The following is a 12,199-nucleotide window of genomic DNA, read 5'->3' as shown; positions in this document are numbered from 1 at the left end:
ACAACTCAATCTCCGGGGTAGGAGTTAGTTATGCGGGAATGGGCATGGATGCTCCGCAGTGCTGCGTCGGTCGCTGTTGCCACGGCTGTCATGATGGGAGCGACTACGCCCGTTGTGGCTCAAACTGAGGCTACAGCGGAGTCTGCGCCTTCGACCGAGCCAGTGACCGCGGCCGAACCCGAAGTGTCCCCTGAGTCCGTCGCCACACCTGCCGCTGAGCCTGCTCCCGCACCTGTCGTGGAATCAGCTCCGGCTCCAGTGCAAAAAGCCGAGAGCTCTAAGTTGTCCAGGTTTAATCCGCGGCGGAGCGACATCGTCTTTGGGAGCTACCGAGTTAGGCTGATGTATGCCCGCCCTACGTTTCGCGATCAGATCAAACATTATGACTCGCTCTACGGTAAGGCTAAAGATTATCCCCAAATCGGGATGGATTGGTTTGCTTGGGATTGGTTCGCCACCATGGGGGTGGGTCTCAGGTTTGGCTACTACTCCGATGACGGTAACGCCGCGCTGGTTTCAAACAGTCAGGCGTCTGATCTAGGTGGACTTTCTGCAGCGGATGTATCCCGCGATCAAAACGGTCCGACGACCTTGCTACTCATACCGTTGCAGGCGTTATTCACCATGGAGATAACGCCGTTTCCGAAAAAATGGCTGGTGATCGACGGCTGGGCTGGATGGGAGCGCCTGTACTTTCAAGAGACGCGGAATCAAAAACAAGCGGCCACCTCAACCACGGGCACGACGACAACCACCACCTCAACGGGCACGTCGACCACCACTACTGGCGGCACCACCACGTCGACCCGTCTGACGGGACTTCGTGGCGGCATGACGCCGATGCCGCCTGATCTCAGTGCGGTGACGGTGTCGAATGACCGGACGCTCACTAATACGGGCTGGCGCAACGCGATTGTCGTCGGCGCTGCCGCAAACATACTCTTAAACGCCTTGGACGAAGAGTCTAGTGCGTCCTTACGCAATATCGGTATCGGTGGCGTCTATCTGTCGCCATTTATGGAGTGGATTCGTACCGTCGGACAGCCGGCTGGTAGCACCTTCACCTTTGGCCGCAATGTGATCGGTCTCGCCTTCACCTTTGAGACCGTCAAGTGAGCGACGGCGAACAACCGCAAGGCCAGAAGTACCGCCTGGACTTGCAGTACATCGGAACGCCTTTTCTCGGTTGGCAGACGCAGCCGCAGGGCGGTAGCATCCAAGATCATTTAGAGGCTGCGCTAACGACCATGCTCCGGCATAAGGTGCGCATCACCGGCGCGGGGCGCACCGACACCGGTGTGCATGCGGAGCACCAAGTGGCGACTTTTACGACACCGGTGCCTTGCGACGCTAGGGCATGGACCAAGAGTCTTCACGGTCTGTTGCCGCGTGAGATAGGGGTGACCAGTCTTAGGCCTGTCGACTCTTCTTTTCATCCCATTCTTGCAGCGCAGGGTAAAGCCTATCGGTACCGCGTGTGGACGGGTATCACTCGTAATCCATGGGTCGATCCTTATGCGTGGCAAGTCGTGCCGTCTCTTGACCTGGAGGCGATGCAAGCCGCTGCCCAGTCGCTGGTGGGCACCTACGATTTCACCTCGTTCTGTGCCGTGGATTCGTCGGCCAAGACACGTGAGCGCACGGTGCTGCGGGTTCATATTGCGCGCTCTGGTCCGCTGCTCGAGTTTTGGGTGATCGGACGAGGCTTTTTGAAGCAAATGGTCCGCACGATGGTAGGCACTTTAGTTGATATCGGTCTAGGTAAGTACCAATCACATGCCATCGATGCCATGCTCGAGGCGCGTGATCGGCGCGTCGCCGGGCGCACGGCGCCGGCGCAAGGGCTGACCCTGGTCCGTGTCTTTTATGAGGACGACCCACTTTTGTTCGAAATCTTTGCACCGCCGCCCAGCTTTGCGGTTTAATCATGGAATGAGTTCACACTAGCGACGAATACCCTAAAGGAGCCCTATGGGACTCAAGCCAGCGATTTGGGTTGTGATAGTAATCGGGCTCAGCGCGTGCCGGAGCACGGGCAGTAAGTCAGGCCAAAATCCGCTCATGAAACAATACAAGGATCCGGCAACTTTGGCCCCGCCAGAGCCGGAGGATCCGAGCAAAGTACCGCTAACCCTTTGGTCACCGTCGCAAAGGCGCGCCACGGCTAGCTATTACTTTATGGCTGCCGAGTTTGCTGCTCTGAAAGAGCGCGATGCCAAGAAGGCGTTACAGCTTTTCGAGGCGGCATACAGTTTGGATCCAACCCCTTTTCTTGGGGGCAAAGTCTTGGCCGCTCGGGCCTCGTCGGGGGACAGGTCCGAAGCCTTGGTAGACGCGCGTAAAATGGTTCTGCTCTATCCGCGTGAGGCGCAGCTGCGTTATCTGTACGGGGATTTGCTCGCTAGTGAGGGTAAATCTGATGAAGCCATCTTGCAGCTAGAAAAGTGTGTCGAGCTTGATCCCCGCCACGAGGCAGCCTACCTAGAGCTCACGGAGCTCTATCAAAACAATAAACAAGTTTATAAGGCGATCGTCGTCGCTAAAGAATTAACTAAGAACGTGCCATCGTCTGTCAGTGGCTGGTCGCAGCTTGGGCGCCTTTATCTCAGCAATTCGCAGTATAAAGAGGCCTTAACCCCGGCACGTCGCGCTTGGGAGATGCAGAGCAGTAATCCGCAACTTACACAGATCTACGCCGTGACCCTGCAGCTGAATGGTAAGCTGAAACAAGCAGTCCGCATCTACGAACAGCTCTACCATTTTGATCCTACAGATGAAGAGCTTACGGGTCGCATGATCGAACTTTATCGCGAGCTCGGCAACATGGAGAGTGCTGTTGAACTGCTCGATGAAATGATCAAACAAGGTGGTCAGGCTAAACCAGCAGTACAGATGCAAAAGGCGATACTGCTCTGGGAACTCAAGAAGGACAAAGAGGCGGCAGCCCTACTTGATAAGCTCGTGTTGGAATATCCTGAATCGGACCGCGTCAAATACCTCGCGGCTTTTGCCCATGAACGTATGGATCATACCGATCAAGCTTTGGCTCTTTATGATCAAATTCGCGCCAATTCACCGCTACGCCTGGATGCTGACGTCCGGTCATTCCTACTCATGTCAAAGGCTAAGAAAAGTGGCGAGTCACTCTTTAATCTCGGGCAAAAATTACTCGCCGATCCCCAGTTGACCTGGGAGGCCTACGGCGTCATTGCTGGTGTTTACGGTGATCTGGGTAAACACGAAGATGCCGTCAATGCCGCTGATGCAGGTTACAAGCGGTATCCTGATAAACCGCGTCTACTGTTCATAAAGGGTGTTTATCAGGAGAAGATCGGAGATCGCGATGGCTGCATTAAAACCATGCGCGAAGTGATTAAGGTTGATCCAGAAAACAGTAGTGCCTTTAACTTTCTCGGTTATCTTTTTGCAGAGAAAGGTGAAAATCTGGAAGAGGCTGAAAAGCTCATCCAAACGGCGCTTAAACTCAAACCCAAAGACGGTTTTTACCTCGATTCCCTGGGTTGGCTTTACTACCAGCGTGGCGACTACAAAAAAGCCCAAGCAACGCTCGAAGAAGCTGTAAAAATTGAGCCAAACGAGGGTGTCATCTATGAGCATTTAGGTGACGCCAAGAAAGCCCTAGGTCAAAAAGAAGCTGCAAAGTCTCTCTATCAGCGAGCCCTCAAAGGTAACCTTGAGGAGCCAGATAGACTGCGCATCGAAAAAAAGGTGAAGGCGGGAGATTGATGTTCAGATTTGGAGAGTTCACGTCTTTGGCGTCCCTGATCTTGGGCGTCCGTCTCATCACTGGGTGTCAGACTCTGGCGCCGATGCCGCCGCCGACGGTACCAAAGGCGGTGTTTCCCTATTTTGGGCGCTGTAATCCCGGAGATGGCGCTGCCTCTGCACAGGTGTTCAGGAACGGCGATATACTCGGCAGTGCTGAAGTGAGTTGGATCGCTCGCGACCTGGACTTTTGGGAGCTCGAGGTGACCGATCCACTAGGCAACACTATCTTAGGAGCTAAACATCAAGCTGCGCAAATTAGGTTGCGCGGGGCCCTAGCGTCGCGTGTGCCGGTGATTCAGGTCGGTAGCGCTAACAGAGTGTTGGTCGGGGGGGATTTTGTTGGCATCAAAGCTGACGAAGTGCCTTGTATGCTGCATGCACGATTTCCTCAATCATGGTTGGCCTATGTGCAGGACGTTATGCAGGAAGGCGACTACCAGGTGTTGACCATAGACGACGGTGCGCGGACGATTAACGCGCGGCTACCAACACGGGAAGGAGATACGCCTCCGTGTGCGCACGTCTCTTGGCGGCATCACTGGCTCTTTCGCGAGACGATGAACTGGTGTTTACCACGGGGTCAGAGCCGGGTAGTAACCTTGAAAGGCGTTGGCGATTTTAGCCTAAACTTCACGCGGCTTGAAGATCAGTGAGCCTGCGACCACGGTCGGACCAGTCCTGACGAAATCTGATGAGCCTTGGGTGGGCTTGCCGATGTGCCGATAAAAAGCTAAATTACAGTTAGCAATCGGCGCCTTAACCTGGATTTTCTATGACAGACTCCCTGCTGCGGGTTGAACATTTGGTCACCAGCTTTCGGACGGATCGTGGGGTCATCCGGGCTGTTGACGACGTGAGTTTTGCCATCAAAAAAGGTGAGACCGTCGGACTCGTCGGTGAATCTGGTTGCGGTAAGAGCGTGACCTCGCTCTCAATCCTGCGCCTCATTCAATCACCGCCTGGCCGTATTGAGCCTGAGAGTAAGATTTACTTTGGCAACGATGATCTAGTCAGTATGGCGGAGCCGGAGATGCGCAAGATCCGGGGGAATCGGATCAGCATGATTTTTCAGGAGCCGATGACTAGCCTTAATCCTGTGTTCACGATCGGTAATCAGATTGGCGAGGTATTTCGCATCCATCAAGGCGCGTCCAAGAAAGAGGCGCGTGAGCGTGCCATCGCCATGCTGCGCTTAGTTAAGATTCCCGCGCCCGAGCTGCGCATTGACGAATATCCGCATCAACTCTCGGGAGGTATGCGGCAGCGCGTCATGATTGCGATGGCGCTGGCTTGTCGTCCTGAGCTTTTGATCGCTGACGAGCCAACTACGGCGCTAGACGTGACGATACAGGCTCAGATCCTTCAGCTCATGGCAGATCTGCAGCGTGAGCTCAATATGTCGATACTCCTGATCACCCACGATCTTGGTGTCGTCGCTGAAGTCTGTGACCAGGTGATTGTGATGTATGCAGGGCGTATCGTGGAGCAGGGCAGCGTTGAGGCCATATTCCGGAATCCGTCGCATCCTTATACGCGTGGTTTGATGAACAGTATGCCAAGGCTAGGGCAAAAGCAGGAATATTTGCCCACGATCGAAGGCACTGTACCAAGCCTAGCTAATCTCCCGCGTGGATGTCGTTTTCAAGATCGTTGCTCCAATGTGCACGATAGGTGTCGTGAGCAAGAACCACGTTTGCGCGCCGTGATGCCACATCACGATGCAGCGTGTTGGCTGACGCCGTCAGCCTAATCCGTCTGAGACTTACAGGCAGCGACTCAAATAATGACTTGATTGGTGAATCCATGTCAGCGCCACTGTTAGAGGTTAAAGGTCTAAAGAAGTACTTCCCAATTCGTGGTGGATTCTTCGGTAAGCCAGTTGCCAAGGTTCATGCAGTCGATGACGTCAGTTTTACTCTAGGTCACGGCGAGACTTTAGGATTAGTTGGCGAATCAGGGTGTGGCAAGTCCACGTTAGGGCGATCTCTACTACGCCTTTACGAACCAACTGCCGGCGAGATTCGCTTTGACGGTGTCGATCTTTTGAGTTTAAGTCCACAGGACATGCGTGCCAAAAGGCGCGATCTCCAGATCATTTTTCAAGATCCCTTCTCGTCTCTCAATCCTCGGATGACTATCGGCCAGGTGCTAGCCGAACCATTTATCATTCACAAGCTGGGATCCAGTGTTGAGATTGCCGCGAAGGTGCGCAAATTACTTGAGACTGTTGGACTCCCCGCGGATGCTCATGACCGCTATCCACACGAATTCTCAGGTGGCCAGAGGCAACGCGTCGGCATTGCGCGTGCTATTGCTCTACAGCCTAAACTGATAGTCGCCGACGAACCCGTCAGTGCGCTCGATGTATCGATCCAGTCGCAGATTTTGAATCTGTTGGTTGATCTGCGTAAAGAATTTAAGCTTTCCTATATTTTTGTGGCGCATGACCTAGCCGTGATCGAGCACATCAGCGATCAAGTTGCGGTCATGTACTTAGGTAAGATTGTCGAATACACGTCATCGAAAAATCTATACGCGCGACCTGCTCATCCTTATACCCAAGCTCTCATAGAAGCGATTCCGATTCCTGAGTTAGGCGCCAGGAAAGAGCGGCAAATTCTGGGTGGAGATGTGCCTAGTCCGATTAATCCGCCCACGGGATGTTATTTCCATCCGCGCTGTCCCAAGGCGACAGAGCGCTGCCAGCGAGAGGCCCCGCAGCTACGGAATATAAGTAGGAATATCGGTCAGTCTGACTCCCAACACTTGGTGTCGTGCCATTATGCTGAATGAAAAGAAGCAAGGCTTTCGCGTGTGCTTGACTGGTGGCGGCACTGCCGGCCATGTGACGCCGCATTTTGCGCTGTTACCGGCCATGCGAGCTCGTGGTTGGACGGTATTTTATGTCGGATCAGCGGGCCTAGAGGGTAAATTAGTTGCAGATCAAGGCATAGAATTTCATGCCATCGCTACCGGGAAATTACGGCGCTATGCGTCGTGGCGCAACTTTGTCGATCTCTTCAAAGTAGGCATTGGTTGTCTGCAGGCATTCTGGCTACTTTGGCGCAAAAAACCGGATGTACTTTTTAGTAAAGGCGGCTTTGTTGCCGTGCCAGTGGCGTGGGCTGCGTGGGTACTGAGAATTCCAGTTATTTCACACGAATCAGACGTTACCCCGGGCCTGGCTAATCGACTCATCAAGCCCGTGGCCCGAAAGCTGCTTTATACCTTCCCCGAGACTAGCAAATATCTAAGCACCAACGCCGAGCAAGTGGGTACGCCGATCAGGCCTGAGCTTTTTGCCGGTGATAAGATACGGGGTCGGCAGCTATGTGGGTTCACGCGTCACGATCTCCCAACCATTCTAGTTATGGGGGGCAGTCAAGGAGCGCAGCGTATCAATGACTCGCTCCTGGCGATTTTACCGTGGTTGGTGGAGCGAGCCATGGTGGTCCATCTAACGGGTCCTGGTAAAGGAATTGGCTTTATACACCCACATTATAAGAGTTTTGAATTTGTCACGAGCGAGATGCGGGACATCTATGCCCTAGCAGATTTTGTCATTGGTCGCGCTGGCGCTAACTCACTCTTTGAGGTGCTTGCCTTGCGTAAACCCATGCTGCTTATCCCTCTCGAGCAGGGTAGCCGTGGTGACCAAGTCATCAACGCGGCGTCTTTCGAGCGTCAGGGCTGGGCCCTGGTCCTCCGCGAGAAAGATCTAAATCCAGAAAGTTTTAAAGCAGCAATCAGTGATTTGATGACGAGCGGCGATACCATCCGCAAAGCGCAGAGTTTGCACGACTCAACGGGCGCTGCTGATCGCATTATAGCGACTCTGGGCGAAGCTGCAGGCCTCACGGTACTGCCCTCATGACGGACACTCTAGCTTCAAGTCTAGTGGGTCTGCGCGTCATGGATGCTTCACGGGTGCTCGCCGGACCCTATGCCGGCCAGGTGCTCGCTGACCTTGGCGCCGATGTGATCAAGATCGAACAACCGCAGGGCGGCGATGAGACCAGAGGTTGGGGGCCTCCTTATGTGGGGACTTTGAGCGCATACTTTCTTGCGTGTAATCGCGGCAAGAGATCTATCGCTCTGGATTTGCGCGCGGCTGATGACCGTCATATTTGGCAAAAGCTTGTTGCTAAGGCCGATATTCTGATTGAGAACTTTAAGGTAGATACCACCAAGCATCTCCAAGTGGATGCATCGTCTCTCCACAAAATAAATCCAAATCTGATTATTTGTTCGCTCTCGGGTTTTGGCCGCACTGGGAGTTCTGCCGGACGCCCAGGTTATGATTTTGTCGTCCAAGCGATGAGCGGCATGATGGCGGCGACGGGTCCAAAAGAGGGACCACCCTATAAATTTGGCGTCGCCATTGCCGACATTGTAACGGGGCTTTATGCAGCGATCGCCATACTTGCGGCAGTGCGTCATCGCACGCTGACCGGGCAGGGGCTAGCGGTGGAGTTATCGCTAGTGGATTGCGCTGTGGCGACCATGGCGAATGTAGGTCAGAGCTACGTGTCCACCGCTAAGGTGCCGGCACGACAAGGTAACGCGCACGCCCAAATTGTCCCGTATGAAGTGTTTGCATCCGCGGATGGGTGGATCGTCTTAGCAGTTGGCAACGATCAGCAGTGGCAGCGGTTTTGTGCGGCCGCAGGGCGCGTGGATCTTGCAGTCGATCAGCGATTCTTAACCAATGATGGGCGCGTGCAAAGACGTGATGAGTTAGTCCCCATCGTAGCTACCATAATGCAGGCAAAAAATACGGCCGTTTGGGAGTCGCTGCTTGGTGCCTCTGGCGTCCCTTGTGGGCCAATTTGGGATCTCCAGACCCTGATGAGCAGTAAGCTTGCGTCAGAGCGTCGCTTTGTCGTCAAGGCAACTCAGGCGGATGGTACCGAGATTGATCTGCTGCGGTCACCGCTGGTGAGCGAGCCGGGGTTGTTAAGGGCGCCACCAGCGTTGAACGGACATCGACAGGAGATTTTGCAGGATTGGCTTGGGTCCTAGTGGTCCAGAGGCACCTGGTTTTTGAGTGCTTGAGCTTTGGATCTAAATTTTGATATGTTTAGTCTTTGCTGTGATTCATGCCTTTAAATTTATTTATCCATCTGTAATAAAAGGGCTTTTCCAATGACCCGCACTCTGTTTGTCTGTAGCTTCCTCCTGGCACTCCATGCCTCAGTGGCGCGAGCAGTACCCAAGGAGGCCCTTGAAGGAGCTCAGCAAGCTGTTTCGACTAAACTAGACGGACTAGTGCGCTCGACCTTGGATCAGTTCTTTAAAGAAGTCGGCCAGGATCCCCCTGAACATGTCGATGTCGGTACCGCTGTCGATTTCGATGCGACCAAGGCTGAGCCCCTGATCACGCAGGTGAAATTAGCGGTCACGCTGACCTCCGACCTGCCGCCTGAAGTCATTAGGCAGGCGCGCCAAGAGTTGGTGCGCTCCATCAAGGCAAGCGGCTACCGGACTGAGTCAACTGAGGCTGGCGACACCCCGGTGGTCAACTTTAGTATCGAATCCCTACCTATAGATCACTCCAAAGAGCACACCAGTATCAAGGAAATCATGATTTTTGGTGCTTTGGTGGCTGGTGCCGTTTTCTTCACGATTTTGGCGATCCAGATCATACTGTGGGGCATCCGCCCTATTAGTCGCGGGCCTCGTAAGAGGCGGCCAAAATCCTCACGTGCGCGTCAGGTCGAGGCGCCCATGGCTGCGGCGGCAGCTGCCGCCAATGGCTTACCGTCGATACCTGCGATACCTGTCAATTACTGGGCGACGGAGCCTACGCAGGACTTACCGCCAATCCCACAACACGGCGTCATACCGGGGCCAGAGCGTAATTAACATTGTCATCGCCTGAGCAAACGTCATTAGTCAGAAATCCCGTCATCGTGATTATCGGTGGCGGAGCGGCTGGCTATTTTGCCGCTATCAGAGCCGCTGAGCTGAATCCTGCGGTGCGCGTCATACTTTTAGAGGCGACCCGTCGTGTCCTGACTAAGGTACATCTGTCGGGAGGAGGCCGCTGCAATGTCACCCACCACTGTTTTGATCCCGCTAAACTCATTGATAATTATCCGCGCGGCAGTCGCGAGCTACGCAGTGCGTTTACGCGCTTTCAGCCGCGGGATACGGTGGCATGGTTTGAGGGGCGAGGGGTTAAGTTAAAGGTTGAGGCAGACGGGCGGATGTTTCCCGTCACCGATCAGGCGGCGACGATCGCTACCTGTCTCGAGGGCGCTGCCGCCAAAGCTGGCGTGGAAATTCGCCTGGGTGCTTCTGTGGTTACGTTGCGTCGTCATGACACGGGTCTGTTCCAGTTGCGTCTCAAAGACGGTGCGGAAATCATGGCAGACCGACTCATGATAGCCACTGGTAGCGCTCCAGTAGGCTGGGAGTTGGCGGCAGGGCTTGGTCATAAGATTGAGCCGCATGTACCTTCGCTCTTTACCTTCAATATCAAAGATCAAAGACTCCAGGATTTGGCCGGTGTTGCGTTTACTGATGTCGCGCTGACGCTAAAGTGCGACGGAAGTAAGAAGCTGGAGCGCCGCGGCCCCATGCTTATCACCCACTGGGGACTGAGCGGGCCCGCGGTGTTAAAACTGTCCGCCTTTGGTGCTGTGGATTTACATCGTACGGGCTATCAGGCGTCGCTTGGGATTAATTTTCTTCCCTCTATGACGGCCGCTCAAATCGAGGCAACGCTGCGCCAGTATAAGAGCGAGCATGCGCGGCGGATAGTGCTCAAAAATGGCCCCTACGCTGATTTGCCGCGACGCTTTTGGGAGACCTTGGTCAGTGTAGGCGGCATTGGAAACGACCTCACCTATGCCGACCTAACGCGCCAGCACATCGAGCGCCTCACAAGTGAGATTCATGCTGGTCAGTACCGCATTACGGGCAAAGGCGTATTTAAAGAGGAATTTGTCTCGGCAGGTGGCGTCACTTTGAAAGAGATAGACTTTCGCACGCTTGAGAGTCGTGTGGTACCTGGGCTTTATTTTGCCGGAGAAGTCTTGGCAGTCGACGGAATTACTGGTGGGTTTAACTTCCAGGCGGCTTGGACCACCGCTTGGATTGCTGGCCAAGCGATGGTGGCATCGCTTGGCCTAGATTGCTAACAGCTTTAGTCTTCGACTTGAGCGGGCGACTTACTTGAGGCCCAGAGCGGCGAGTACGGCTTCGTGAGCTGTGACGATGAACGGCACAAACACGAGGCTGAGGATCGCCATCAGCTTCATCAAGATGTTGAGTGATGGGCCCGATGTGTCTTTGAACGGGTCACCAACGGTGTCACCAACAACCGCGGCTTTGTGAGCATCTGAGCCCTTACCACCGTGTTTACCAGTCTCGATAAACTTCTTGGCGTTGTCCCAAGCGCCACCGGAGTTGGACGACGACAGAGCCATCACCACACCACAGATGAGCGATCCAGCGAGCAGACCAGCAAGGGCTTGAACGCCGAAGAGTACACCAACAACGAGTGGGCTGGCGAGAACTAGGATACCTGGAGGTACCATGCGCTTCAGTGCAGCAGTGGTCGAAATGGCCACACAAGTGCGGTAGTCAGGACGCGCCTTGCCTTGGAGGAGGCCCGGAATGGTACGGAATTGGCGACGCACTTCTTCGATCATTGCGTTTGCTGCTTGGCCTACGGCCAGCATGGTTTGCGAGGTGAAGATGAATGGCAATACGCCACCGACCAAAAGACCGGCAAAAACTGTCGGGGACAGAAGGTTGACGCTGTCGATCTTAGCGCGTGTTAGAAACGCAGCAAATAGGGCAAGAGCAGTCAGAACGGCCGAGCCGATGGCGAAGCCTTTGCCGATTGCAGCCGTAGTGTTGCCAGCGGCGTCGAGAGTGTCGGTGCGGCTGCGGATTTCTTTGCCTAGCTCCGCCATCTCAGCGATACCGCCAGCGTTGTCCGAAACGGGACCGTAAGCATCAATGGTGAGGCCGATCGCAATAGTCGAGATCATGCCGATCGCGGCGATAGCGATACCGTACATACCGGCGTAGGTCCAGGAGACGTAAGCGGTAGCAGCGATAGCTATGACTGGAATCAATGCGGATTTGTAACCTACGCTGAGGCCGTAGATGATGTTGGTGGCGGCGCCAGTTTCGGAAGCCTTGGCGATCGAACGAACCGGAGCGTAAGAGTGCGAGGTGTAGTACTCGGTCACGTAGCCGATCAGAAGACCCGACCACAAACCCGCTAGGATGGAGGCAAGTACTCCTGTTTTAGTCACGACGGTGGTGCCGACAGTAAACGACTCAACCATCACTTTGTCGGTGACGAGATAGATAGCGATAGACATCAGCACGGTGGAGATCAGTAGCTGACGCTTCAGGACGGGCTCGACAGCGGTGCTGTCTTTGCCAAGCG

The 12,199-nt window shown here is 54.5% G+C and carries 11 protein-coding genes; 10 read left to right on the top strand and 1 reads right to left on the bottom strand.

Annotated elements, in window-relative coordinates; all coding sequences use genetic code 11:
- Window positions 1–30: 30 nt before the first annotated feature.
- The 10 genes from FJ146_14965 to FJ146_14920 all read left to right on the top strand — a co-directional run bounded on the left by FJ146_14965 (window position 31) and on the right by FJ146_14920 (window position 10,934).
- Window positions 31–1,116, top strand: a complete 1,086-nt coding sequence (locus tag FJ146_14965; protein ID MBM4253269.1) for a hypothetical protein — start codon at window positions 31–33, stop codon at window positions 1,114–1,116.
- Window positions 1,113–1,925, top strand: coding sequence for a tRNA pseudouridine(38-40) synthase TruA (gene truA / locus FJ146_14960; GenBank protein MBM4253268.1), 813 nt, complete (start codon window positions 1,113–1,115; stop codon window positions 1,923–1,925). The genes FJ146_14965 and truA overlap by 4 nt, the downstream gene beginning before the upstream one ends.
- A 46-nt stretch (window positions 1,926–1,971) precedes the next feature.
- Window positions 1,972–3,747 (top strand): tetratricopeptide repeat protein, encoded by a 1,776-nt coding sequence (locus FJ146_14955; protein MBM4253267.1) that lies wholly within the window; start codon window positions 1,972–1,974, stop codon window positions 3,745–3,747.
- Window positions 3,747–4,442: a hypothetical protein gene (locus tag FJ146_14950; GenBank protein MBM4253266.1), complete on the top strand. Its 696-nt coding sequence runs from the start codon at window positions 3,747–3,749 to the stop codon at window positions 4,440–4,442. Before FJ146_14955 ends, FJ146_14950 begins: the two co-directional genes overlap by 1 nt.
- Window positions 4,443–4,561: 119 nt before the next feature.
- On the top strand, window positions 4,562–5,539 hold the full coding sequence (locus tag FJ146_14945) for an ABC transporter ATP-binding protein (GenBank protein ID MBM4253265.1): 978 nt from the start codon (window positions 4,562–4,564) through the stop codon (window positions 5,537–5,539).
- Window positions 5,540–5,592: 53 nt separating this feature from the next.
- Window positions 5,593–6,582: a dipeptide ABC transporter ATP-binding protein gene (locus tag FJ146_14940; GenBank protein MBM4253264.1), complete on the top strand. Its 990-nt coding sequence runs from the start codon at window positions 5,593–5,595 to the stop codon at window positions 6,580–6,582.
- Window positions 6,572–7,663, top strand: coding sequence for an undecaprenyldiphospho-muramoylpentapeptide beta-N-acetylglucosaminyltransferase (locus tag FJ146_14935; protein MBM4253263.1), 1,092 nt, complete (start codon window positions 6,572–6,574; stop codon window positions 7,661–7,663). The genes FJ146_14940 and FJ146_14935 overlap by 11 nt, the downstream gene beginning before the upstream one ends.
- Complete coding sequence (locus FJ146_14930) at window positions 7,660–8,811, top strand: CoA transferase (protein MBM4253262.1); 1,152 nt, start codon at window positions 7,660–7,662, stop codon at window positions 8,809–8,811. Before FJ146_14935 ends, FJ146_14930 begins: the two co-directional genes overlap by 4 nt.
- A gap of 123 nt (window positions 8,812–8,934) precedes the next feature.
- Window positions 8,935–9,654, top strand: a complete 720-nt coding sequence (locus tag FJ146_14925; protein ID MBM4253261.1) for a hypothetical protein — start codon at window positions 8,935–8,937, stop codon at window positions 9,652–9,654.
- Window positions 9,655–9,701: 47 nt separating this feature from the next.
- On the top strand, window positions 9,702–10,934 hold the full coding sequence (locus FJ146_14920) for an NAD(P)/FAD-dependent oxidoreductase (protein ID MBM4253260.1): 1,233 nt from the start codon (window positions 9,702–9,704) through the stop codon (window positions 10,932–10,934).
- A 30-nt stretch (window positions 10,935–10,964) separates the two neighbouring features.
- On the opposite strand, the gene FJ146_14915 is transcribed toward FJ146_14920, so the two are convergent.
- Window positions 10,965–12,199: sodium/proton-translocating pyrophosphatase (locus FJ146_14915; GenBank protein ID MBM4253259.1), on the bottom strand; the 1,235-nt coding region annotated here is incomplete at its 5' end.

Source organism: Deltaproteobacteria bacterium, assembly GCA_016874735.1.
GTDB lineage: Bacteria > Bdellovibrionota_B > Oligoflexia > Oligoflexales > CAIYRB01 > CAIYRB01.
Note: the sequence above shows the minus strand (reverse complement) of the source record. Positions and strands in the feature narration are given on the sequence as shown.